The organism is Winogradskyella epiphytica, from assembly GCF_003217215.1.
GTDB lineage: Bacteria > Bacteroidota > Bacteroidia > Flavobacteriales > Flavobacteriaceae > Winogradskyella > Winogradskyella epiphytica.
The window spans coordinates 364201-390408 of sequence record NZ_QJTD01000002.1; the positions used below are offsets into that span (position 1 = coordinate 364201).

The 26208-nt window shown below is 33.7% G+C and carries 23 protein-coding genes; 5 read left to right on the forward strand and 18 right to left on the reverse strand.

Translation table 11 applies throughout. The annotated features are described in order from the left end of the window. Positions 1-36: 36 nt before the first annotated feature. Positions 37-1056, forward strand: coding sequence for a formimidoylglutamase (locus DFQ11_RS06870; protein WP_189342999.1), 1020 nt, complete (start codon positions 37-39; stop codon positions 1054-1056). Next, a complete protein-coding gene (locus DFQ11_RS06875; protein WP_110475128.1) occupies positions 1046-1513 on the forward strand; it encodes a GNAT family N-acetyltransferase in 468 nt (155 codons plus the stop codon). Before DFQ11_RS06870 ends, DFQ11_RS06875 begins: the two co-directional genes overlap by 11 nt. 76 nt (positions 1514-1589) lie before the next feature. On the opposite strand, the gene DFQ11_RS06880 is transcribed toward DFQ11_RS06875, so the two are convergent. The 7 genes from DFQ11_RS06880 to DFQ11_RS06915 all read right to left on the reverse strand — a co-directional run bounded on the left by DFQ11_RS06880 (position 1590) and on the right by DFQ11_RS06915 (position 10886). Beyond that, on the reverse strand, positions 1590-3290 hold the full coding sequence (locus DFQ11_RS06880) for a hypothetical protein (RefSeq protein ID WP_110475129.1): 1701 nt from the start codon (positions 3288-3290) through the stop codon (positions 1590-1592). Positions 3291-3407: 117 nt separating this feature from the next. Next, complete coding sequence (locus DFQ11_RS06885; protein WP_110475130.1) at positions 3408-3932, reverse strand: hypothetical protein; 525 nt, start codon at positions 3930-3932, stop codon at positions 3408-3410. Positions 3933-4055: 123 nt separating this feature from the next. After that, positions 4056-5291, reverse strand: a complete 1236-nt coding sequence (locus DFQ11_RS06890) for a DUF6638 family protein (protein ID WP_110475131.1) — start codon at positions 5289-5291, stop codon at positions 4056-4058. 112 nt (positions 5292-5403) lie between these two features. Beyond that, positions 5404-6003 carry an NUDIX domain-containing protein gene (locus DFQ11_RS06895; RefSeq protein ID WP_110475132.1) on the reverse strand — a complete coding sequence of 200 codons (600 nt, stop codon included), beginning with the start codon at positions 6001-6003 and terminating at the stop codon, positions 5404-5406. A 50-nt stretch (positions 6004-6053) separates the two neighbouring features. Then, positions 6054-8015 (reverse strand): AAA family ATPase, encoded by a 1962-nt coding sequence (locus DFQ11_RS06900; RefSeq protein ID WP_110475133.1) that lies wholly within the window; start codon positions 8013-8015, stop codon positions 6054-6056. A 130-nt stretch (positions 8016-8145) separates the two neighbouring features. Continuing rightward, the gene (locus tag DFQ11_RS06905; RefSeq protein ID WP_110475134.1) at positions 8146-9189 is read right to left on the reverse strand and encodes a hypothetical protein; all 1044 of its coding nucleotides are present in this window, start codon (positions 9187-9189) and stop codon (positions 8146-8148) included. Between the two features lie 356 nt (positions 9190-9545). Further along, entirely contained in the window at positions 9546-10886 is a 1341-nt protein-coding gene (locus tag DFQ11_RS06915) for a coiled-coil domain-containing protein (protein ID WP_110475136.1), read from the reverse strand. 170 nt (positions 10887-11056) lie between these two features. On the opposite strand from DFQ11_RS06915, the gene DFQ11_RS06920 reads away from it, so the two are divergent. Together DFQ11_RS06920 and DFQ11_RS06925 are read left to right on the forward strand one after the other, a co-directional pair. Then, positions 11057-11839, forward strand: a complete 783-nt coding sequence (locus DFQ11_RS06920) for an MBL fold metallo-hydrolase (RefSeq protein WP_110475137.1) — start codon at positions 11057-11059, stop codon at positions 11837-11839. Between the two features lie 197 nt (positions 11840-12036). Beyond that, on the forward strand, positions 12037-12261 hold the full coding sequence (locus DFQ11_RS06925) for a hypothetical protein (RefSeq protein WP_110475138.1): 225 nt from the start codon (positions 12037-12039) through the stop codon (positions 12259-12261). Between the two features lie 92 nt (positions 12262-12353). Here the strand turns inward: DFQ11_RS06925 and ettA are convergent, their stop codons facing one another. The 5 genes from ettA to DFQ11_RS06950 form a co-directional block, all read right to left on the reverse strand. Next, positions 12354-14045 carry an energy-dependent translational throttle protein EttA gene (gene ettA / locus DFQ11_RS06930; RefSeq protein WP_110475139.1) on the reverse strand — a complete coding sequence of 564 codons (1692 nt, stop codon included), beginning with the start codon at positions 14043-14045 and terminating at the stop codon, positions 12354-12356. 56 nt (positions 14046-14101) lie between these two features. Next, on the reverse strand, positions 14102-14284 hold the full coding sequence (locus DFQ11_RS06935) for a CAL67264 family membrane protein (RefSeq protein ID WP_110475140.1): 183 nt from the start codon (positions 14282-14284) through the stop codon (positions 14102-14104). Positions 14285-14487: 203 nt separating this feature from the next. Then, positions 14488-14925, reverse strand: a complete 438-nt coding sequence (locus DFQ11_RS06940) for a MarR family winged helix-turn-helix transcriptional regulator (RefSeq protein WP_110475141.1) — start codon at positions 14923-14925, stop codon at positions 14488-14490. A 69-nt stretch (positions 14926-14994) separates the two neighbouring features. Further along, positions 14995-15525: an NADPH-dependent FMN reductase gene (locus DFQ11_RS06945; protein ID WP_110475142.1), complete on the reverse strand. Its 531-nt coding sequence runs from the start codon at positions 15523-15525 to the stop codon at positions 14995-14997. Between the two features lie 106 nt (positions 15526-15631). After that, positions 15632-15985 carry a DoxX family protein gene (locus tag DFQ11_RS06950; protein WP_110475143.1) on the reverse strand — a complete coding sequence of 118 codons (354 nt, stop codon included), beginning with the start codon at positions 15983-15985 and terminating at the stop codon, positions 15632-15634. Between the two features lie 185 nt (positions 15986-16170). On the opposite strand from DFQ11_RS06950, the gene DFQ11_RS06955 reads away from it, so the two are divergent. Beyond that, positions 16171-17799 carry an acyl-CoA carboxylase subunit beta gene (locus tag DFQ11_RS06955; RefSeq protein WP_110475144.1) on the forward strand — a complete coding sequence of 543 codons (1629 nt, stop codon included), beginning with the start codon at positions 16171-16173 and terminating at the stop codon, positions 17797-17799. Between the two features lie 177 nt (positions 17800-17976). Here DFQ11_RS06955 and DFQ11_RS06960 read toward each other — a convergent pair whose 3' ends face one another. The 6 genes from DFQ11_RS06960 to DFQ11_RS06985 all read right to left on the reverse strand — a co-directional run bounded on the left by DFQ11_RS06960 (position 17977) and on the right by DFQ11_RS06985 (position 26113). Next, positions 17977-18159 (reverse strand): hypothetical protein, encoded by a 183-nt coding sequence (locus DFQ11_RS06960; protein ID WP_110475145.1) that lies wholly within the window; start codon positions 18157-18159, stop codon positions 17977-17979. Positions 18160-18257: 98 nt separating this feature from the next. Beyond that, positions 18258-18620, reverse strand: coding sequence for a methylglyoxal synthase (locus DFQ11_RS06965; RefSeq protein ID WP_110475146.1), 363 nt, complete (start codon positions 18618-18620; stop codon positions 18258-18260). A gap of 4 nt (positions 18621-18624) precedes the next feature. Further along, positions 18625-19488 (reverse strand): N-acetylglucosamine kinase, encoded by an 864-nt coding sequence (locus DFQ11_RS06970; RefSeq protein ID WP_110475147.1) that lies wholly within the window; start codon positions 19486-19488, stop codon positions 18625-18627. A 75-nt stretch (positions 19489-19563) separates the two neighbouring features. Next, complete coding sequence (gene gap, locus DFQ11_RS06975) at positions 19564-20565, reverse strand: type I glyceraldehyde-3-phosphate dehydrogenase (RefSeq protein WP_110475148.1); 1002 nt, start codon at positions 20563-20565, stop codon at positions 19564-19566. Between the two features lie 36 nt (positions 20566-20601). After that, positions 20602-21588 carry a 6-phosphofructokinase gene (gene pfkA, locus DFQ11_RS06980; RefSeq protein WP_110475149.1) on the reverse strand — a complete coding sequence of 329 codons (987 nt, stop codon included), beginning with the start codon at positions 21586-21588 and terminating at the stop codon, positions 20602-20604. A gap of 136 nt (positions 21589-21724) precedes the next feature. Next, positions 21725-26113, reverse strand: coding sequence for a translocation/assembly module TamB domain-containing protein (locus tag DFQ11_RS06985; protein WP_229791259.1), 4389 nt, complete (start codon positions 26111-26113; stop codon positions 21725-21727). Between the last annotated feature and the right edge of the window lie 95 nt (positions 26114-26208).

The window sequence follows — 26208 nt, forward strand, 5'->3', positions numbered from 1 at the left end:
AAACTGTACTTTTATTTATTAAAATTAACTATCCAAATGCAACATCTCATATTATTTACAGAAAAAGAAAAACGAGCTCTTTTAAATAAACGCAAATCAGAATCAAAATTTGGAGAACATATTAAGTTACCTACTAACCTCACTAATATATACGAGGATATTAACAATTTAGACGTTGACTATGTCCTGTTTGGTATTAAAGAGGATATAGGAGTTTATGGAAACCTCGGAAATCCGGGCACTTCTAAGGCCTGGGACGCTACTCTAAAAGTTTTGTTAAATATTCAAGAGAATAGTCTTACAAATCCAAAACGTGTATTAATCTTAGGTCATTTAGACTATTCTGAAAAACGAGAGGAGTTATTAAAGCTAGATTTATCAAAGAAAAAAGAACGCTTTCAAGTTAGGGACTTCGTTGAAAATATAGATAAAGATGTGTCGCATATTGTAGCAACCATTGTTAAGGCTGGGAAAAATCCTATAATTATTGGTGGAGGTCATAACAATGCTTATGGCAATATAAAAGGGACTTCTTTAGGTAAGAATGATAAAATAAACGTCGTCAATTTTGATGCACATACAGATTTTAGAGCTGAAGAAGGTAGACATAGTGGGAATGGATTTACTTATGCATTTGCTGAAGGCTTCTTAAAAAATTATTTCATTTTTGGACTTCACGAAAATTATACTTCCGATACTATTTTTAAAACTATTAAGAAAATCAAATCTATTAAATTCAATACTTATGAAGCTATTGAAGTAAGGAAAGAACTTGACTTTAAATCTGAGATGAAAATAGCCTTAGAACATGTTTCTGGCAAATCCTTCGGAATTGAAATTGATTGCGATGCTATTAGAAATATTCCAAGTAGCGCCATGACGCCAAGTGGATTTAGTGCAAAGAAAGCCCGACAGTTTGTACATTATTTTGGAAAACATGAAAATGCGGCTTATTTACATATTTGTGAAGCTGCTCCAACCAAAAAGACGGCAACCAAAGTTGGTAAATTAATTACCTATATGATAACAGATTTTATGAGAGCAAATGGAAATTAAGATCATTCATTATAAGGCAGAATACGATAAAAGCTTCTATGATTTAAATATCGAATGGCTGAAAACCTATTTCGATGTAGAGCCTATCGATGAGGCTGTATTAAGTAATCCAAGCAAATATATTATTGATAAAGGTGGTTATATATTTTTTGCTAAGAAAATTGATAAAATTGTTGGAACCGTTGCTTTGATGCCTACCAGAGAAGAGGGAATTTTAGAATTGACTAAAATGGCGGTTTCACCTGAAGAACGTGGTCAAAAAATTGGGCAACAATTACTTCAATATTGTATAGACTTTGGCAAACAACAAAATTTAAAAGGCCTTCTACTCTATTCTTCTACTAAATTAGAAAATGCAATTCACCTATATAGAAAATACGGATTCAAAGAGGTAGACTTGGAACCTGATGTTATTTATAAACGCTCGGATATAAAGATGCTATTGACCTACTCATAACTTTATTGTATACGAAAAAGACCTTTAAGAGTTATAATTCTAAAAGGTCTTTTAAGTTATTAGTTACTAAACTTTTCTATTGCTGACTCGCTGCTTTCAACGAATCCAATTGTCTTTGTAAAGCATTTATTTTATCAGTGTTATCATCAACCTTAGGAATACTCATTAAGGAATCCATAGCACGTTCCATGATATCCTCATCTTGTTTTGGTTGCTCGTTATAATAATAACCAATGCCTTCGCTGGCTCTCCAAGCTTCATTTAATTGATAATATACTTCCTGATCCCAAGTGCTTGGATGCTTAACATCTATCCAAATGACATCTCTATATTCGCTATCAATTAAAACTAAATCTGGTGTTGCTGCACCATCAAATTGTTGTGCATCGGAAGAACTTATGGAAGAAATAGTTCCTAAGAAAAACATACGTTTTCTTCCTGCTATATTTTTTATATAAGGTCTGAATTCTACAGGTGTACTCGCGGACCAATCGTATTCTTTTTTAGATTCTTTCACTTTTAAAGGCATAGCCGAAACACCAGCATAACCTTGTTTTTTGGTGGCATGATCGTAATAATATAATTTATCTGTTCCGTCCGCTGGAACAAATACACTATAACTTAAACTTGTACGCTCATCGCCTACCGGCTCTAAACCAAACCAATGATACAATCCGCTATACGCATCTGTATTAGAGCCTGAAAAGTCGAAATCAGTAACATATGGCTGCTGATTTTGGTCTTTTGGCATTAAAGGAATTTTTACGGCAGTTTTCATATTCCAAGGTAAAGGATCACTAAATCCACCTAAGAACTTTAAAGATTCTGCTTCTAATTGTGAAACTTTTTCAGATAAGGTATTTTGTTTCATTAAAAACGGATAGTTTTTAATTTCATCTGGACTGACATAAGTTCCTTTTCCAATTAGAATTCGCTCTATATAATCGTTAAAATCATGCTCTCCATTTTCAATGATCATTACACCTCCAAAACTTGGGTAAGGAAAGAAAAAACCTTTCCATTTAATTAAGCTTACTACCTGGACCCATTCGTCATTATCATCTTTCATATAAAACGTGTCACTAGGCTCGTGATTAAACAACATCCATGGATTGAAACGTTGCACCACAGCATTATAGGTGTTACGACTAAACTTTAAGGACTCTCCAATTGAAAAGGTAACATCTATACGGTTTTCATTAGAAAAGCGCGGAAAAGGGGTTGTACTGCTCACTGAAAATACTTCTTCTGTATTATCACTAATACGCTGCATGATGTATTTTTCACTCGGTTGAATCGCCATTGTCCATTTATTCTGATGATCTACTCTAACCAAATGTGGCAAGGATACATCTTTTGTTTCGCCAACACTTTCGTTAGCCATAGAAAAGATATTTCTTAAGGGTTGAATTCGTTCGTTTTGAGTTAAAGGCAATTCGTGAATCTCGATTTTGTTCAAACTATTATAAACATTATAGGTTTTCATGTAATCGTACATTTTTAAATGCCAACCGAAAACATATAATACACCGAAGAATAGGATGAGTAAGGCTAAAATACCTAATCGTCCACCGACACCGGAAGAGTTCCTAAATTTACGTAAGCCTAAGAATAATACCAGTGCACTAAGTAATATTATAAAAATGTATTTACGTACAAATAATAAAGCAGGTTGGTAATCGTCTCTGAAATAAAACAATACCACTAATAGTGTCAAGCCAATGAAAATGGTGATTCGTTTTTGCTTACCTCCTTTGTTCCAGTAATTTTTAATCATATGTTATTTTTTAAATCTGCTAAACTCTGTTTTTCGCTTTGCGTATTTTTTTTGTTATTTTTTCCACCTTAAGCACAAGAACTATGCTTAATAGAATTTCTCTAATTCTTAAAAGGTCTACATCAACCCCTTATCTTTTAAACGTTCTCTCGCACTTGGCTTCTTTACTTCTGGCTCTTTTTCAATTTCTTTTTTAGCCTCTTCGACCACCTTTGGCTCTCTCGTTTTTAAGTCTTCAATAAACCCTTTTCCTTTTTCAACAGCATCTTCGACCAAATCCCCAATAGAATCGCTTTGTTCTTCTACTACTTCAGAAGTTTTAAAAACAAATGCCGCGAGATAAGTACCTAATAAAGTACCAAAAATGCTCGATGCGAACAAGGACACTGTAGCTAAATCAATAGGGATTATAAATCTTACCACCACAATTCCTATTAGAAACAAAAATCCTATATATACCAAACGCATTAGAAAGGATTGCTCGTAAAGAAATCCTTTGGTACTATTTGGGTCCATTTGCAATTCTTTAGAATAGAAAATCTTATTGAAAAAACGGTAAATTTTATTGCTTTTAGACTCTCTCCAATACAGTAGAATTCCAAACAATATTGAAGCTATAAAAATTATTATTTCGAGTGTCATAGTCTATAGTTTTAGAACAAAGCACTAAGTATGAAGCCCATTGCTTTTTATATAATTTTTGTTTCTTGTTTGTTTTTAGACTTGGGAGAGAAACAAGTACTCTACTAAATTAGTCTAAAAAACTTAGATATTGTTACGAATTCTCTCAATTACCCAATCCTTAAAGGAGTCATCCCAAGTTTCATAATTCTTGTAAAACTGCTCTTTATCGTACCAATATAGGAACAACACATCTAAAGGCGCAATATTAATCAGCAACTTATGAATTAAATCACGATGCTCTGCGGATAATGAAGAATGCGGTTGGTGCAAAGCGAAATAAAATTCTTGATCTACAATGTCTTCAATTTTATAAGCATTACTTCTTTCTAATTTTTCTAGATATAATTCAACACTCATTACTCTTTTTCTAGATTCGATATCTATTTTATTTAAGTAGCTTTTGAACAGCACTTTATCATTCAAGATATCTTTTATAGGATGCTGGGTTTCTTTTAAAAATTGTGCTAATTCATATTTCTTGACTCTTTCATATGTTGAAGTGCTCACCATATGCTCTAAATCACATTCAATGATGATATGGTCTTTTAGCTTAGCTACTAATTCTGGTTGAGATATATGATATATCAAAACATCATGAATTGTATCTTTTATAGCTTCTTTATAAGAGGCCTCACTTTCAAAAATCACAATAGGTTTAATAAAGTCCCTTAAAAGATAAACACCATCAAATGCTCTTGTATAAAAGGAGCCTGTTGTAAAATTTAAAGGATGAAGATCTAAATCTCTTTCACGTAAATCTCCATAGGTTCTAGCAGAATTCAATAATTCTTGATGAATATTTTCATCTATGAAGTTAGTATCTCTATTGAACTTTTCTACAAGGTATAACTGGTCTTTTTGAACCTGTTCTAAATTATCTATCAGCCTAAAGGTGATATCGACATTATCATATTTTAAGACATCTAATGGTTCATAAAATACATCGATATTTTGATCGAAATCAATACAAACGGCAGAATCTCTTGTTATATCATTGATTTTAGCACCATGCGTTCTAAATACATGTTGCATCATTTCTTTATCAAAAGAATGGAATGGCAGATATACTGGTTTTCCCTTTTGTAAAGGTGTGATTATAATGCCGTGCGGATTAGCATCGCCATGATTTAGGTAATGCATATTCTTTTTTTCCTCAGCAACTTCTGGACTCCAACCTATGCCATCTATAAAAAACGACGTCAGGTTAGTCTCTGTAAATCCTAAGGTTTTTAAGCATTTGTTATAGCGCTCAATTAATTTCCCACTGATGGGAATGAGTTCACTTCTATATAGTTTTGCTTCTTCTAATTTGTTCATCTTTTACATTCCTGCGCACACAGGAATCTCATTTTTTATAATTAAATCTCAAATTTTGAAAATTCTAAAAAAAACTCAACGATTCTTAATTAGATCTTCATCTTTCAAATTATCATATTCCTACTTTCACAGGAATTATCAAGTTATTTATTTGAGCGTATTGCAATAACATAATTGTTTTCGCATCAATAATTTCAGCCTTATTCATCATTTCAATAGCTTTTGAAAACGGAAGCTCCATCACTTCGATTTCTTCATTTTCACTATCTAAACCGCCTCCTTCGTTAATTTTCATGGCATTCTTGTATTCTGCTACAAACAAGTACATCTTTTCGGTTAAAGCTCCTGGCGAGGTATAAGCCGTTAAAACTTGTTTAGCATTGGTTATTTTGTAACCCACTTCCTCTTCAGTTTCTCGTAGAATCGTTTCAAGCGGATGGTCATTATTATCTATCGCACCAGCACAAACTTCAATAGACATGCCTTCTTCTTTATTATTCTGATAAATTGGCATCCTAAATTGTTTGGTTAATAGCACGGTTCCTTTTTCAGGACTGTATAACAAAATTGCCGCACCATCACCACGATTATAACATTCTCTTGATACCGATTTCCATTCACCCGTTTTGAATTGATAATCGTAATCAACACGCTCTAATGTGGCCCATTGTTTTGAAAGGGTGGTCTTTTTTATATTTTTTAAATTTTGCATTTAGATAAATTTGAAACGAATTTCACTTATTAGCACTAATAGAATCACAATTAACCCCGCTTTCCAAACTGTTCTCTTGCCTCTGTTTCTATATTTAACTGATTAACTCTTTCATCGACTTTTCGTTTGAAATCTGTATCTGCGATAGTAGCGACATTGTCTAAATAGCGAATTACTTCCTGCCTTCTGATATCTGAGAAGTTTAAGCCTTTCATATTAGATTTCATCAACTCTTGAAGCATATTGAATTTTGTTTGATAATCCTTTTTGAAATACTTTTCAGGATGCTCAAACCAATCTTGTTCTAAATCGAAATCAGTTAAGCGTAAAGAAATTGCCGACTGAATATTTCGTACATCTCTAGAAGAGAAAAACGGAAATATCTTTTGGATCTCTTTATATAAGGTCGCATAAAACATATGATCATTTGGTTGATGAAGTTTTTCTACCTTGTCAAAAGTATCATGAATTCTTTCCTCACTTGGGCTTTCAACCGTTTGAAGAATTTCTCCCATTGTTTTCGCTAAACCTTGATCTGAAAGATATTTATAGCTTGCTGGATCTTTCATATTTACGAAATCGGGCATTGTTTCTTGCAACTTTCGCCACCATATATAATCTTGATCAACAAAGTCGTGTTCCGTTCGTGCTCCATCAATTTTAAATCGACCTTGTACACGAGAAATTACAGCTTTGTCTAACATTTCAGGTAGGTTGGTAAATAACCCAATGGAACTATTTCCATAATTTACAGCATAAGCACCTTCAGTATATCTTAAAAACACACCAATCACTTCTTTGACACCTGCAGAAACACCTTGGGTTGTACGTTCTTGAAGGTTGTTTTCAGCATCATCTATTGGGGCGAAAATCAATTTCGTTGGATCTTGCAAAGGCTTCATCCATTCTACCATTTTTTCCGCAGATCCACCTTGAAATGTGCTAATCAAGGTGTCAGGCATAGGATGAAATAAAAACGGAATATCTAAATTATCAGAATGTTCTTTTAAACGCGTTGCTATAGCTGCGATTAACATACTTTTTCCTGTTCCTGGAATTCCGTAGCCCATAAACACAGGCATGAATCCACCTAATTCTTGAAATGGATTTTTCATGGCTTCAAAATCATAACTCAACATGCGTTCTGTTAAACGGTGAGCAAAATGTTTAGCATCTCTATTTCCAACAATTTGTTCGAATTTAATTTTATTAAATTCGATACTTTTTGCGGTGCCTTGAAACACATTTTCCCAACCTGAAACCACAAAATCACTGTTTTCTAACTTATAAGTTCGGTCTGAAATCGTTTCAGTATATTCTAAACTACTTTTTCGTAATTGAATTTCTCCTATTAAGGCCTCAAAATAAACCACCGTAAAATCAATAACATCCTGATCAGACTTGATAATTTCAGGGTGACCCAAATACTTATCGTAATAAAATAACTGACATGAAACCCCTTTTAGAGGTGTTAGCAATGATACTTCAGGAATTCCGGCGAACTTTTGTTTCATCACTGATAAATCGTCTGAAGCATGTGGTTTTAAGTCGTGTAAAATTTTATAAGCCGTAGCAAACAACATAAAGGCTGTGGCCGTATGCATTTTACTTTCGTATTCTCGTCTTCCTGAGCTATCTAATGCCGATTTATTTTCGCTTAAACTCGATAATCCTGATGCATCTGAAAAGGAATCTTTTATCCAAATCCCTAGAGTTAAAGCTTCTTGTACAGCAAATAAAGTTTGATTGAGAAAAACAGGCAATGCGACAGACTCTGGCACCAATCGTTTTTTTAAGGCTAAAACAGTTTTTGAAACCGAAGTTATACTCACATTACTTCCATTATTTGCTCGGGATAAATACAACAAAATTGATTCATCCTTTGCGTCACCATCTTTTCTTTTTGCACGCTGACTTTGCTCCCACTGTATGGATTTCAAATATGACGTTGCTTCATCACGAAGCATATCAAGTTCATTTTGTTTTATAGGGAAAGTAGAATTGTGTTCCATTTTTTATAGTCTTCAGTCTTGGTAGCAGCAAACAGTTGCTCATAGAACTCTGCTTATTTCACCTAAAACTGTGTGTTCTTATTTAGTTAATGTTGTCGCAAGTCTGCAAACTGAGACTGCGACGGTAAACTTATTTCGTTTTAAGTTCAGAAACTTGAATTGGGGCTAAAGCCAAATTATTCATCACTTCTGGTGTTTTATTATACAATAATTGTATAATTCTGTGTGGTGCAAAAACATAACGTGTTCCGAAAATAGCATCCCAACGTTGGAAGGTTTGCTTGCTAAAAAAACTACCTTCTTTAAACTCGCTCGCCGAATCTAATTCATCAATTTGAAATGAAATGGCATATGAATCTAAGGGCACATTTTTGTTAGCGATACCTTCCAGAATAACATGTGTAACTTTATTTTCGTCCTTGGCAAAAACATTGTGTAGCGGTCCTAAATCTACACGTCTAATACGTTTTGGGAATACTTTAGGTAAGCGTTTATCAATCGCATAGGCCATAGTGTCTAAATTCATATCACGATCTGCTACATTTTTAAGAACAGCATAAATCTCATCCTTATGATCCTGCACATTTTTACCATCGTAATTGAAATACATATAACAAATAAAGGGCCTGTTATGAGAGACATCATAAAAGCTCCAACTCACTAAATGTGCTGCAGGAGAGCCTTCTGTTACTGAAATGATTTTACCTTGTACAAAGCGATTAAAAATGTATTCTTTCTTCGCCGATGTATAATAAACGATTGAGGCGGCTTGAAAGAGTTTTCGTTTCGAAATAGGTTCTTTCTTTCTCATTAAAGTATCAAGAAACTCTTCCTTTAAAACATCAATACTAGTAAGCTTATCTAGATAATCTTTTCGCAGTTCTAAATCGTTAAATAGATATCTAAATTCTAAGTAATTAGGAAATCCTGAATCTGTTAAATCTACCCTCATATTTTCTTCCTCGTCATACATGTATTTCACACGCATTGCTTCGATAGAATATAATAATAGGTCACTGTACTGCTTAAACAGAAGCACTTCTTGTTGGTTCAATATTTGTTTTTGTTGAACCGCAACGATTAGCTCCTTTAGTGCAAAATCTATCATTTTGTGATAGAACACATATTGCTCTTTGGAATCTAAAATTGCGGAATCTAGAGGTGTAACTATCATTTGAATTGGCAGTTGGCAATATTGATTTTAAGATTAATTATTATTTTGATTCGGTTTCCTGTCTCTTATTCCAATTTCGTTTTACTATTAAAAATATAAGCAGTAATACGGATGATATTATGGAAGTCGTTAGGGTTCGAGTTAAATCTTGTTCGTAAAGAACGAAATAATTAAATATAGAAGTCCCTATAAAAAAAATTAGCATAAAGATTAATATTCCCTTATTTGTCATAATACAATTTGAATTTGCGTTAAGGATTGAACGGTCTGTTTGAGCTCCTCGGAGAGAGCGAGTAGTGAAAGCCTGACCTACTTTTGTCATAAAAACAAAAGTAGGTAACGCCATCATTAATAGATTAACCTAACAAATCGTCTTCGTTAGCTTTTGGTTTTGGTTCACCTGCCGCTTCCTCACCTCCACTTGGTGCATTAGCATCGGCAGCGTAATAATCTTCAAAAATCTCCTTCATATCAATCCCATAACGCTCTGCAAAATTCTTCTGAATAGACTTATCTTTTGCTCTAATTTCTTGTAAGGCCTCAGCATAACTTCCGTAAACACCTTGCATTACTTTTTCGTGAACTGGAATATTATCCATCATTTCTTGACGTGCCTTTGCACTTGCTGTGTGCATAGCGGCTAACGTTTCACCAATATGTTCATCGGTTTTAACACCTAAATGCTCTAAAATTGCAGCAAACTCTTGATCTGTACGTGCTTTTAATGCCACAACATAACCATCGTAATATTTAAGTCGTTCGTCTGTATCTGACTTTAATTTTGCACGATGAGTTTGCAAATTACTACGTAAAGAGGTTAATACTTTAATTGTTAAGTTATGCTTGTGCACAAAACTATCTTTAGAGGCTGCTAATGTGGTATAAGCGTTTTTAAGTCCCTCTAATTCTTCTACTTTTTGTTCTAAGGTAGTGACTTGACTTAAGGCGTCTGAATATTCAGTTGACTGCTTATCTGAAACTTCTTCTAAAGCTTGACGGGCTTGCTTGAGTAAAGCGTATTGTTCTTCGAGCTTATCTTCAACTTCTTTTTTCTTCTGAAGTGCTTTGGTATGGTTGTTACTTGCTTCAACAATGGCAGTTTTTAGACTTTCTTCAACCTCTTTTATTTCAAGTTCTCTGTCTTTTAAACGCTTAATAGCAGCCTGACTTTTAAAAGACAATTCGTTTAATAAGGTTTGAACATCTGCAGTTTCAATACGTTGTTGAAACATTGCTTTGGCTTCGTTATCTGAAGCATCACGAGCTTTCTGAGCTTTTTTAAGTTCTTCCTCAGCTTCTTTTATTTTACTTTTTCTACCCCAAAGATTATTCCACCAAGTATCTGGTTTATTTTGAGCATCTTCTAATTCTACTTTAGCACGTTCTAGACGCTTAATGGCGTCATCGATTATTTTCTGTTCCGCTTCATTTAAGGCCGAAAAGCCTTCGAACATAATACCAACTTCATCTTGATAATCGGTTAGATCTTTAATAGCATCTAATAAGGTGCTTCTGTCCTTCTCGGCCATATCTACCACATTATCTAATGTAGCATTCAATATTTTCTGACGACTTTCAGGATCATCTTCCTGTGCCAATTTAGACTTCATTTGGTCAATGGCTTTTCCCCAATTTACATCGACTTTCTCGGTTTTTTCGTTGGAATTTGTTTCTAATAAATCAAAATCATCAGACATATGGTGTGTTGTTTTTTAGTTGGACATTATTTCTTGACAAGCAATTTCGGTTTTTTTTTAGGACTATAAAAACTTTAGCTCTTTATTTATATGTAGCAAGATTCTTAAAAATGTTACAGTTGGTTAAATTAAATTCTATTATCCTTATATTTATTATAAATATTTAACAAATGAATCGTCAAAAATTAATACTCCTATTTAGTTTAGCTCTTGTGATTTTCAACTGTAAAAATGAAAATTCAAAGACAGATACCGACATCCTTCAGAATGAAACTGTTATCGAAACTAGTCAGACTTCAGTAAACGTAATACCTATTTCTCATGGGACATTTATATTAGAGTCAGAAGATCGTGTTATTTATATTGATCCAACTGGTGGGAAAGAAGCATTTAGTAATCAAAAAGCACCTACATTAATTTTGATTACAGATATCCATAGCGATCATCTTGATGTTGAAACCTTAAAAGCTTTAGAGATTGCCAATATACCTATTATTGCACCTGCCGCCGTTGTAGAGTTATTACCTGAGACTATGAGTAAAGCAATTACAACTTTAAACAATGGTGAATCGTATGAAATTGAAACCGTTAGTATTGAAGCTATACCAATGTATAATTTGCGAGAAGAAGCTCTAAAATTTCACCCTAAAGGCCGAGGAAATGGTTACCTCCTGAATCTTAATGGTGAACGCATTTATATTTCAGGAGATACTGAAGACATTCCAGAAATGCGGAATTTAGAAAATATTGATAAGGCCTTTATCTGCATGAATCTTCCTTATACCATGTCGGTTGAAAGTGCTGCAAGTGCCGTTTTGGATTTTGAACCTAAACGTGTTTATCCTTATCATTATAGAGGAACTGATGGCCTAAGTGATGTTGAAAAGTTTAAGAAATTGGTTAATAAGGAGAATAAGTCCATCGTTGTACAGTTGCTAAAATGGTACGATTAACTTCCTAAAAAATCTTCTTTTTTTAAATAACTTGTCTTTTGTTTTTTCCTTAAAAACACTGTGGTTTATCGACATTTAAGACCTGTTCATCGATAAACAATAAAGCCTTAATTTGTAATTATTTTACAATTAAGCACTTAACATATAGTAATTTTCCTATCTTAGCTACTTAGAACCCATTTCTAAAACCTACGAATATGCATATTAATCTGATTTCAAAGGCTGTAATTGTGACGACCACTCAACTTACTATGATACTAATCGCTGTAGCGACTATATTTCTAATTTTTATATTAATTGCTATAATTAAGATGTATAAATTAAAAGCTGAAAATAAGAAACTTATGGAGACCGATGTTTTCAAAGATGCCGATAAGTCTTATAAAGATTTCACAAGCGGTCACCTTTACGGTGATAATTAGTGTTTTTTCACCCTAATATTGAAAATAGTTTATCTATAGAAAAAGCCAGCATTTAGCTGGCTTTTTATGTATTATACTAGTTGTAAAGTTACCTATCTCACTAATTTTTTATATTTAATTCGCTTAGGCATTAAATCCCCTCCAAGTCTTTTCTTCTTATTTTCTTCATATTCACTAAACCCACCTTCAAAGAAATAAACTTGTGAATCACCTTCGAAAGCTAAGATATGCGTACAGATTCTATCTAAAAACCATCTGTCGTGACTAATAACCACTGCACATCCTGCGAAGTTTTCTAAACCTTCCTCCAAAGCACGTAATGTATTAACATCTAAATCGTTGGTAGGCTCATCCAAAAGTAAAACGTTACCTTCTTCCTTGAGAGTCATAGCTAAATGCAAACGGTTTCGTTCACCACCTGAAAGTAATTTCACTTTCTTATTTTGTTCACTTCCTGAAAAGTTAAAACGGCTTAAGTATGCTCTGGAATTCACTTGCCTTCCTCCCATCATAACGAGTTCCTGCTCGTCACTAAAGTTTTGCCAAATTGATTTTTCAGGATCTATATTGGAGTGCTTCTGATCGACATAAGCGATTTTTGCTGTTTCACCGACTTTAAATTCACCTTTATCTGGGGTTTCCTCTCCCATAATCATCTTGAATATGGTTGTTTTACCAGCACCATTTGGTCCAATAACGCCAACAATACCTGCTTGTGGAAGATTGAAATTTAAATCGTCATATAGCAACTTATCACCATAAGCCTTGGCCACACCAATGGCTTCAATAACATTAGTTCCTAATCTTGGACCATTTGGTATGTAGATTTCTAATTTTTCGTCAAGTTGTTTTTGATCTTGACTCATTAGCTTATCGTAATTCTTTAAACGTGCTTTTTGCTTGGTTTGTCTTCCTTTAGCCCCTTGTCTAACCCAGTCTAACTCTCGTTCTAATGTCTTTTGACGTTTAGAGGCTGTTTTACTTTCTTGGGCCAATCGTTTAGATTTTTGATCTAACCAAGATGAGTAGTTACCTTTCCACGGAATACCTTCTCCTCTATCTAATTCTAAAATCCAACCAGCAACATTATCCAAGAAATATCTATCGTGAGTTACAGCAATTACAGTTCCTTTGTATTGTGCTAAGTGATGTTCTAACCAATGTACAGACTCAGCATCCAAGTGGTTTGTAGGCTCATCTAATAATAATACGTCTGGTTCTTGTAATAACAAGCGACATAATGCCACACGACGACGTTCACCACCTGAAAGCACACCAATTTTCTTATCACCTTCAGGTGTACGCAAAGCGTCCATTGCAATTTCCAATTTAGTATCTAATTCCCAGGCATTAGAGGCATCTATCTGATCTTGAAGTTCTGCTTGTCGGTTCATTAGTTTTTCCATTTTATCCGGATCACTATAAACTTCTTCTAAACCAAACTGATCGTTAATACTATTATATTCATCAAGAATAGCAACGGTCTCAGCAGCTCCTTCACGCACAACTTCCATAACCGTTTTTTCATCATCTAATTGCGGCTCCTGTTCTAAGTAGCCAACCGTATAACCTGGTTGAAAAACCACATCACCTTGGTAGTTTTTATCTACACCTGCAATAATTTTTAATAGCGTAGATTTACCTGAGCCATTAAGACCAAGAATACCGATTTTAGCGCCATAGAAGAAGCTCAGATAAATATTTTTTAAGACAGGAGTATTTGCTCCTGGAAAGGTCTTAGTAAGACCTGACATTGCGAAAATTACCTTTTTATCGTCAGACATTGTTTTTTATAATTTACGATTGTTAATAGTTTTGTTATTGATATAGGTCGATTTATTTAAACTCTTCCCTTTAAGGCATTAAATACCCAAGCAATACAGAAAAAGCCACCGCCAACGGCTGCGAATCCCCAGCCTGCTACATCATCGTATCTAAACGCACCAAGTGCTATTAATCCAAAACCTACAAATAACATAATCCATGTAGCCCAAGCTAACACTGTATTTTTATTCATTGCCATAGTCAATCTTAATTTTAAAGTTAGTCAATTTACAAATATCGTGAATTAAACGAAAAGAACAGTCAAAAATCAGGAGCTTTTAGTGTTCTGATAAGTTGACACAAGGGCAGTTTTAGTTATAAAACAGAATTATTTAGTATATACCGAATCTCGATTATTTGTTAATTTGAAGATAAGGATTTTAGCACTATGGGAACAATAGTTTAGCGCATCTTATCTAATAAATCGCTTAGCTGAAGAGCTTCAGATTCAGTAAGGTTTTTAATTAAATCGTGATTGAAATCTTTAGGAATAGATTCTAGTAAGTCTTTACCCTCTTTGGTTATTTTAATTTTCACGACGCGCCTATCCGTTGCTGAAGGTAAACGCTCAATAAAATTTTTAGCGCATAATTTATCCATTAGACGGGTGACGTTTGGGGAGCGATCAATCATTCGACTTTTAATCGTCTGAACGTTCAATGCTACACCTGCGCCATTTAATATTCTAAGAACATTATATTGTTGTGGTGAAATACCAAAGGGTTTCAAGAATTCGATTTGCGCAGCCGAAATCCAATTCGCCGTATACAATATATTGATCATCGCTTTAATGCGATTATTCTCAAATTTTGAATTTATATCCTTTGATAAATCACCCATGACTTTAGTTCGAAACGTTTAGGCTTCAACCTCCTAATTTTATATAAATATTACTTCTATAAACAACACTTATAGGCTGTTTTTAAATTGCTCAACTTCTTCTAAAAGTTGATTATTCAACTCTTCATTTATAACTTTTCCATCGGAAAAATTATCACTAAAAAATGGCAATGAAAATTTCCCTACAATGTTAGCATTGTGGCGTGGAAAGCGATCAGATGCCATGCTTAAAACGGATTTACCTCCTCGTGCTCCTGGAGCGGCTGCCATTAATAACATAGGCTTACCTAAAAATGTTTTTTGCTCTACCCTCGAAGCCCAATCAAATATATTTTTAAATGCTGTTGAATAAGCACCATTGTGTTCTGCTAAGGAAACTATAATACCATCTGAATCATTTATATATTTAACAAACTCAATAGCTTGTTTTGGAAAACCTGACTCCTTTTCTCGTTGTGAGCTATAAATAGGCATTTCAAAATCGTTTAAATCTAAGATGGTCACGTTAACATCTTTTACTAATTCTGATGTGTAGGTCGCTAATTTTTTATTAATTGAAGTACTACTATTACTTCCTGCAAATGCAATGATGTTTTTCATCTATTATTCGTAATTATTATGTTGTTTAAATTGTAGAGCTCCAATATAAAAAAAATCATTGTGAGCGATTTAATTTAAAATTCTAAACCTCGACTAGAAAAGCATATTAATACACTCTTTTATAAAAGATATATGAAGTGAGTAATAATACTATTGCTAATATTGCTGCCAAATGCTCACCGTCTCCAATATTGAAGTGTGCAAAAAAGGCCAATACAAAGGCATAAAGAAATCCAGCATAGGTCCATTCTTTTAAAGTTTTTAATCCTGGCAACCACAAAACGGCCAAACCTATAAGTTTTATTGTAGCATAAGGGTAGATTAAGTAAGTTGGATAACCAAAACTCTCAAAAGCTAATTTTACATTTTCATAATCGAAAAAATACATACTCGCTGAGAACAAGATTAATAATGTTAGTAAACCTGTTGTTACGTAATAAATAATTCTATCTCTTTTCATCTTATTATTTGTTTATTTAGGGCAAAAATACAATAAAATAATTTAAGTACCATGGAAGATATTTCCATGTAATGTAATTTTACAAAGTTTTCACTTTCTATACATCGATTGGTTTTTGTAAATTCGTACGCGATTAAAAACAAAGTTTTAACTAATAACAATACCCAAATCATTGGGCAAGACATATGGATATTAAATTCAACCAAAACGAAGACCACAATAAACTCCTACTTTCTGACTTAAAAAAACGCTTAGCTACTGTAAAATTAGGAGGCGGTGAAAAAAGTATTGAAAAGCATAAAGCTAAGGGTAAGATGACCGCTCGTGAGCGAATTAATTATTTATTAGATTCTAAATCAAAATCTATTGAGATTGGTGCTTTCGCTGGAGATGGTATGTACGAGCAGCATGGTGGATGCCCTTCTGGAGGTGTTGTAGTTAAAATAGGCTACGTAAGTGGCAAACAATGTATTGTTGTGGCCAATGATGCGACTGTAAAAGCTGGAGCTTGGTTTCCTATAACAGGAAAGAAGAATTTAAGAGCCCAAGAAATAGCTATTGAGAATAGATTACCAATCATATATCTAGTGGACAGCGCAGGTGTTTTTCTACCTATGCAAGATGAAATTTTTCCTGATAAAGAACACTTCGGTCGTATATTTAGAAATAATGCTGTAATGAGCAGTATGGGAATTACCCAAATTGCAGCCGTTATGGGAAGCTGTGTGGCAGGTGGTGCGTATCTACCTATTATGAGTGATGAAGCTCTTATAGTGGAAAAAACGGGAAGTATCTTTTTAGCTGGAAGTTATTTAGTAAAAGCAGCTATTGGCGAAACTATTGATAATGAAACACTAGGAGGAGCTACCACACATTGCGAAATTTCTGGTGTTACAGATTATAAAGCAAAAGATGACAAAGATGCTTTAGATAAAATTAAATCGATTGTTGATAAGATTGGCGATTATGATAAAGCTGGTTTTAATAGAGCTGATTCTAAAAAGCCTAAAGAAAATCCAGATGATATTTATGGTATCCTTCCAAAGAGTAGAGCGGACCAATATGATATGAAAGAAATCATAAAGCGTTTGGTGGATAATTCTGAATTTGATGAATACAAAGAGGGTTATGGAAAAACCATTATAACAGCCTATGCTAGAATTGATGGTTGGGCTGTTGGCATTGTTGCCAACCAACGCAAACTTGTTAAAACGAAACAAGGCGAAATGCAGTTTGGTGGTGTGATTTATAATGACTCAGCCGATAAAGCGACGCGTTTTATAGCAAATTGTAACCAGAAAAAAATTCCTTTGGTATTTTTACAAGATGTAACAGGGTTTATGGTTGGTAGTAAATCTGAGCACAGCGGGATTATTAAAGACGGTGCAAAAATGGTAAATGCCGTAAGTAACTCCGTAGTGCCAAAATTCACTATTATTCTAGGCAATAGTTATGGTGCAGGAAACTACGCTATGTGTGGCAAAGCGTACGACCCAAGATTAATTGCTGCTTGGCCAAGTGCTGAACTCGCTGTTATGAGTGGAAATTCGGCTGCTAAGGTTTTACTTCAAATTGAGACGGCTTCACTAAAAAAGAAAGGTGAAAAAATCACAAAAGAAAAAGAAGATGAACTATATAGTAAGATTAAAGACAGATACGATAACCAAGTGTCTCCTTATTACGCGGCTTCAAGAATTTGGACAGATGCTGTTATTGACCCTCTAGATACAAGAACATGGATTTCAATGGGAATTGAAGCAGCAAACCACGCTCCTATTGAAAAGCCTTTTAATATGGGTGTCCTACAGGTGTAAATTAATAATAGAACAAAAAACAATTCAAAAGCCTCTGCTGTAAACTCATATTTACTTCAGAGGCTTTTAATTTACTTAAATCTAGATTATACGTGACGTTATTTATTATGGTAGAATACGGCAAAAAAAAAGAGTGCACAAAGCACTCTCTTCAATATTAAATAAAAAGCTATCAATCTAGTGCGTTAAGCTTTCACGCTCAGCTTTCTTTTCTTCTTTAATTTCTTTTAAACGTTCCATTGACGCCCCAAAAATCCAATAAGGCACTACAAAAGTTAACAGGAAAATCATTAACCAAAATCCAATTGTTAAAATGGTTAAGAATGCTAAAAATCCTAAATATTGATCAAAGTCGAACATAGTTGTTTAGTCGTTTACGTTTTTGTTAGCACAAAGATATAACCAAATTCTAAGTTTTACAATAGCTACCTCTACTTTTATTAACAGGTTATTAAAAATTATATAGCTTTAATTAATAATTCGGCTGTTGTTGGGTTTGTAGCTAAAGCTACATTATGAACATCACATAATCTCATTAGCATTAAAATGTCTGGCTCATGTGGGTGTTTATCCAATGGGTCTCTAAAGAAAATCACCATGTTACACTTTCCTTCTGCTACTCTTGCTGCAATTTGTGCATCTCCTCCTAAAGGTCCAGAAAGCATAGCCGTTACTTGAAATCCAGCCTTACTCACTTTCTCTCCTGTTGTTCCTGTAGATACTAAGTTTATATTTTTTTGTTGTAAAATTTCCCGATGCTCGTTTAAAAACTGAACCATTTCAGCTTTCTTACCGTCATGTGCTATAATAGCAATTTCCATTGTATTAAATATTTTTTATATGATAATCGACTAAACCGTCTATTGGTCGTCTTACAAAATTCCCAACTTTAAATCCGTATTCTTTCGCTACTTGTTTTATTTCCTCCTTGGCAAAAAAGGCTATAGAACCTGCGAAGTGAACAGGTACACCTTCGTCTAATTCTTTTTTAAACTGAAGAATCATATTTTCTGTAAATAATCGAATTCCTTTGGTAATCATAGTTTTTATATACTCAGAGTCCTTATTCAAAAACATAAACTCAGCGTGATCTGCTAAATATGCACTTGGATTCGTTTGCTTATATAAATTGTATTTAATAAAATCCGCATCTAAATTGTACTTATGAGCAAATGCAACTCTAATCGTGTCTGGCATTTTTTCGAAATAATAATCTCTGATTAATTGCTTCCCAAAATAGTTTCCACTGGCATCATCCATTAATATAAAACCTAGACTAGAAATTCGTTGGTGTAAATCTTGACCGTCAAAATAACTACAATTAGATCCCGTTCCTAAAATGCAAACGATTGCTGCTTCATTATTGCTATCTATACAGGCTCTTACGGCAGCATAAGTATCTTCTCTTACTTCAACCTCAGCATTTTTAAATAATGACTCAATGATTGATTTCAATAGCAGTCTCGGTTTTTCTGTTCCACAGCCAGCTCCATAAAAATAAATATGTGTAACCTTATCGGCTATTGCCATCAACTCTTTATTCTTGCGAATAGTTTTATGCAGTTTTTTTTCTGAAATAATTGCAGGATTTAATCCTTTCGTTCGGATTTTATCAGCCGCTTGTTTTCCATTTGAATCTAATGCAATCCAATCGCATTTTGTAGAACCACCATCTGTTATTAAAATCATATTGACTATAAATTAAAAATTCCGTAGGTATGACCAATTCATAAGCCTACGGAATTTTAGAATTAAAACATCTAATTATAAACTATTAACTTTTAAAGCTAAATCAATCATTTTGTTTGAATATCCAAATTCGTTATCGTACCAAGATACTAATTTGAAGAATGTTGGATTTAATTCAATAGATGCATCAGCATCAAAAACACTAGTTTTTATTTCTCCAACAAAATCTTGAGAAACTACAGCATCTTCAGTATATCCTACTATTCCTTTCAATGAACCTTCTGAAGCTTTTTTCATTACTTCTTTAATTTCTTCTAAAGAGGTTGCTTTCTTAGTTTTCACCGTTAAATCTACTACAGAAACATCAGCCGTTGGTACTCTAAATGCCATTCCTGTAATTTTTCCATCTAATTTTGGGATCACCTTACCTACAGCCTTTGCTGCACCAGTAGTTGTTGGAATAATATTGTTTATAGCCGAACGGCCTAAGCGGTAATTTTTACGAGAAGGTCCATCTACTGTCAGTTGCGAGGAGGTCGCTGCGTGTATAGTGGTCATTAAGGCCTCTTCAATTCCAAAGTTATCTTCAATCACTTTAGCTAAAGGAGCCAAACAGTTGGTGGTACATGATGCATTTGATACAATTTTATCATTAGCCGTAAGATTATCAGAATTCACACCCATTACAAACATTGGCACATCCCTACTTGGTGCAGAAATCACAACTTTCTTAGCGCCACCATCAATATGATACTGTGCTGTTTCCATCGATTTAAAAATTCCGGTACATTCGGCAACGACATCAGTACCAACACTATCCCATTTCAAACTCTTAGGATCTTTCTCAGCAGATACTCTTACTTTCTTCCCATTTACAACTAAGTGTCCTTCTTCAACTTCTACAGTTCCATCAAATCTCCCGTGGACGGAATCATATTTTAACAAGTAAGCCAAATGCTCTACATCTAATAAATCGTTAATAGCAACTACGTCTACATCATTACGCTTCATTGCAGCTCTGAATACAAGCCTTCCTATTCTACCAAAACCATTAATTCCTAATTTCAAATTTGCCATATCTATATTTATTTTTTAAATTTTATTATTTTTATTTTATGTTGACATAATATCAGAAACTCTTAAAAGTTCCTTATTTATTTTTGATTTTCCTTTCACCGCTTGATCAAAAGGCGTTAAATCCATGACATCATTTTTTATACCTACCATGTAGTTACTCTTTCCTTCTAATAAGCTTTCTACAGCTTTTACTCCCATTCTACTTGCAAGAACACGATCAAAGCAAGACGGAGGACCACCACGTTGCATATGTCCTAAAACAGAAACTCGCACTTCATATTCTGTCATATTTTCTTCAACATAATCCTTAAGCTCAAAAACATTTTTACCTATTTTATCACCTTCAGCCACAACGACAATACTTGAGGATTTACCGGATTGTTTACTTCGCCTTAACGACTCTAAAAGTCGCTCTAATCCTAAATCTTCTTCAGGTATTAAAATCTCCTCAGCTCCTGCTCCAATTCCAACATTTAAAGCTATATGACCAGCATCGCGCCCCATAACCTCCACAAAGAATAGTCTGTTATGTGAACTTGCTGTATCTCTAATTTTATCTATAACTTCTACAACCGTATTTAAAGCGGTATCATAGCCTAAGGTATGAGACGTCCCAAAGATGTCATTATCTATTGTACCTGGTATTCCCATAACTGGGAAATTATATTCTTCATTAAAAACCATAGATCCGGTAAAACTACCGTCACCTCCAATAACCACCAAGGCTTCAATACCCGCTTTTATCAGGTTGTCATGGGCTAGTTGCCTTCCTTCTTTAGTTCTAAACGTTTTGGAACGTGCAGACTTTAACATAGTTCCACCTTTATTAATAAGTCCTTTAACACTACGTGGTCCCATTTCTACAAAGTCACCATCAATTATGCCTTCGTAGCCTCTATATATTCCGTAACACTTAATATTATGATAGGCGCAAGTTCTAACAACAGATCTTATTGCTGCATTCATTCCAGGCGCATCACCTCCAGATGTTAATACACCTATTTTTTTAATTGTACGTTGCATTTAAAAATTATTTATAAGTAAATTTAAGAAACAATAGAGAGAATTAAATGACTATTGTCATAAAATACATACCTATAAATAATTTCAAACGTTTTCGTTAATAAGTATTTTTTGAAATGGGAAGAATATTGAGTTTTTAAGACTTATTTTCTGTCTTTTCTTCCTTAATTGTGATGAATTCCGGTAAAAACCCGTCGGCTTTACCTTTTCGCTTTTCATCTTTTTTCTCTTCCTTTTTATCTGTTCTGTTCTTACCTGAAAAGATAATTCGAAGTAATTCTTTAAACGAGTCAAATTCTACATTATAAGATAAACCTACACCTTGTGTATAACCTATCTCTTCACCAAAATTTCTAATTCTATTTTCTCTATTAAAAACCTTAGCACGTAAAGTACCATCTTCATTTAAAAGTAAATCAATTTGAACGTCACCACTTATAACTGTTTGACTAGCACTTCCAAACGGCACTCCCACCTTTCCGTTAACTAGTACTCGATCGCTTATTTTAGTTTGAAGTGTAACACCTACCTTATTATTTGTTTGTAGCTCTGGAGTATCTTGACCTATTTCAAAATCGAAACCAACATCTAAATTTCCATCACTTGATCCAAACAAATTATTTACAATTCCGGTGAGTCGCTCAGAGATAGTACCTGTAAAATTCGCACCTCTCACCCCGTTTGAAAAACCTCCAGTCGCTAAGAAAATCAAAGCTTGGTTGTTTCGTTCGTCTCTTGAAGACAGCCTATAATCTAACTCCGATTTCACAGTAGAACTTACATTAGGAAATCTGAAATCAAATTGCGGATCCGGTTGCTCTAATTGACCTGTAAGATGTATCTCCACCTCCACATCGATACTTTGGTTAATCGGATTATCCAAAAGTACTGAAGGGTTAGCACTGCCTTCATAAACCGCTTTAAGGTTTAACTCTGCTGCTAAGGGATCTCCTTCCCAAACAATATTCCCACCTTGCTCAACTTTAAATTTCTTTTCTACAATTCCACCGTACTTAAAATTATAATAACCTTCGTACACGGCAAAATCGCCCCACATATTAAAAGTACCGTTGGTATTAATTAAAAAATTAAGGGTCCCTTCTCCTCGTCCTCTTATTGTACTACCTGCCTCTTTGTCTATTACAATTTCAATAGTCGCATTTTGGTTCACATTTAAATCAAAATCTAAAACCAAGCCTTTAACTTCTATAATTTCTGTAATCTCACCATTGATTCTTGCTGCTTTTTCTTCAGGAGTTAAAAAGTGAATATAGGAGTTATCACCAAAACTTTCTGAATCGTTTAACGGAATGAAAAATTCCGTACCTGATTCCGTTCTTCCATTCTTTACTTGAATTACTAACTGGTCTGTTGGTCCTTTAATCTCGGCAGTTCCAGAAATAAAGCCTGTACCATAATACAATTCATCTTCAGATTCTTCAGTATTTAAAACAAGCAATCTATCTGTGTTTAATATTAGACCTAATTTCCAATCTGAGAAATTATTGTGTTCAATAAAACCATTCAGACTTCCTTTGGAAAAATATTTGGAATCTGTCATGGTAACATCATTGAATATAAATTGCTGTCCCTTTAAGGTTACTTTAGAATCAAAGTCGAAGCCATAATCGACATTGAGATACGGAATAGACAGTCCTGCTCTATCTAATAACAGCTCTCCATCTATACTTGGTTTTCGCAAACTCCCTGATACCTTCGCATTACCAGATACTAAACCTCTAATATTACTAATCACGCCTTCACCTAGAGGGTTGAGCGGGTCTAGTAAAAACTCTTCAAACGAAACATCTAAATCTATGGTTGGGTTTTCTTCGCCAACATCAATATTACCTTTAGCATCAAGGGACTTTAAATTATCATTAATTAAAGTAACATCAACATCATAATTGGTGATAGAGTTATTCCCTTCGATTTTTGCTTTAAGGTTACCTAAATCAAAATCGTTCACAAAAAGACCACTGATTTCTACATCAGATTTTGGTAAATAAACTCCATTAGCCTGAACAATATCTAACTTTCCATTCACCAAGCCTTGCAAAGCCAAACTGTCTATTCTAGGGGTAATCTTAACTAATTGAACATCTTTAAAGTCGACATTAAAATCTTTATTTAACGAGTCTGAAACTTGTCCAGAAACTAAGATAGATTCATCGCCTTGAGTTATATTAATTGGGGAAATATCGAAGGTTTCGAACTTTCTATCAAATCGGACTTTATTTAATGTATCCTTTTGTTCATTAAGTAGCCAATCGAAACCTTTAAACTTTACATCAGATTTCCTAAATCCAAGTACCGATTTATTTGTTTCGTCAATGGTATAAAATAAATTAAGGTCGAAATTATCGCTATTATTCTTACCGCCTTTAAATTCGGTTTTAAATAACAGGGTATCCCGCTTGGTCACATTAATTAAACTAAACTGAGAGACATTATAAACTCCTGTTTTAAGGCTGTCAATTTCAATATAGGTATTATATAAAGGATTACTGTTGTCTACAGTTAAGTTGATATTGTTAGCAAAATAATCTCTGAATTTTATTTCAGGAGAATTAAAAGTGAGATCAAATCCTTTTTCATCAGTTTCAATTCTACCTTCTATAAAGGTGTTTTTCCCTAAGGTTAAATCCTTAAAAAACACGGCTGCTATTTTAGAGTAAATATTGAATTTAAAATTTAAATACTGTCCTTCATCTACGACATTAGGTAAGTAATTGGTATAAATACTCCCAACCGAGTTTTCCACCAAGCCTATAATATCCTTAATTCTGAACTTGCCTGTAACATGTCCATTAATAATATCTGGAGAGTTTATAGTAATAGTTCTCTCTTCATTCTCGAAGGAAGAAACAATTTCAAAATCCTCAAATCCATAGTTTCCGTCTTGATTCTTATATGTGGTGTTTTTTATATTAATTTCTCCAACCGCATTATCTAAGGTAGAACCTGTAGCATCCATTGTTACCAACCCTCTAAATTCTGAAATACTATCTCTACTAACAAAATTCAAACGATTAAGGTTGGCATAACCTACGTTGGCTTGGAAATTGAATTTTTTTATGGCTTCAGAAAAATCAACTAAGCCATTAAAATCGAGCTGTAAGTTAAGATCTTCAACACTAAGAATTCCATTAAAAATTTTATTTCCTAAATCTCCAGACAATTCAATATCTCTATAGGTATAACCATTGTAACCCAAAGTAAATATATCACCTCGAACATCTGTCCTTAAGTTATCAATAGTGAAACCTTTTCCATCTACATCTAAATTCAATGAGGTTCGTTGCACCAAAGGATCATTGAGCAACTTCCCAATATCAAACTTGTCTAAAACAATATTCCCAATATAGTTGGCATTATCAATATCATCGATATTAGTGATTTCTAAGTCTGAATTAATCAAACCTAAATCTGTATCAATTTTAATATTGGCTTCAACGCGTTTGGTTGTAATAAACGAATTTCCCTGTATATTGAAATTACCAACTTTAGAAATTACGGTTGGTATAGATTTTCCTAAAATTCTTGGTAATAGAGCTGTTAAATCATTATAGTTTGAAGCTAAATTTTGAAAATTACCACGTAAGGCAAAAGTATCATCCTCTTTACTGAATAAATTCTTGAAGGTAATATCGCCAATTATTCTCGTGTTTCTAGTGGTGCTAATATTTAGATTGGTAGCTTCAAGATTATTTAATGTTCCTGATAAATCGGCATTTAAGCTGGCATGTTGATTCGTACCAAATTCATCAAAAAACACATTAAGTTCGGTAAGGGAAACGTCTGAATCTCTAAAGCTGGCTTCAATATTTACTTTATCTGTAAAGTCCTTAAGATCTTCTCGTTTATAATTAAATCTTAAATCACCTTTTAATTCAGACAGCTCCGTTCTAATATTTAAATCACTAAAAACCATGTACTCTAAAGTGTACTCGAAATTCGCCATTAAATTTTTCACGGCAATCCCTCGACTATCAACAAAACTAAATTTATTGATTCGTGTACTTACTTCTGGGCCATTAATTAAAAAGTTCGTGATATTGGTTTTTAATTCCGTAAACTCAAATATTTTAGGCGTATCTAAGTTATCATCAATCATCCTGAACTTTCCATTTTCAATAGAAACGTCGCTTGAAGAAAATAAAAATTCGCTTGGTCCAACTCTCGGATTGTCATCATCGAATTTAGCAACAAAAACATCTAAGTTCGTATCTTCTTCTCCTTCATAGGTTCTTAGATTAAAAATAGCATCTTGAATATCTATATCTCCAAAATTCAGCTTGCTATTAACAAGGTTTTTAAAACTGACAATAGAGCTATTTAACTTCCCGATACTTATCAAAGTATCTTTTTTATAATCTCTAATTAATATGCCTTTTAGCTCAATATCACCATTAAGTTGAAGTCCTATACGACCAATATTAATATTAGTTTTAAAATCGTCGTTTATTCTATCTGTCGCATACCTTCCTAACTGGGTTTGTACCGCAGGTATAGAAAGTACCAAAAACAAAATGAAAAATAATAGCAATATAATCGCTAGTACTTTACCTAATATTTTGAGTATCCGTTTGATAGAATTTATGAGTTAAAATGATGAAT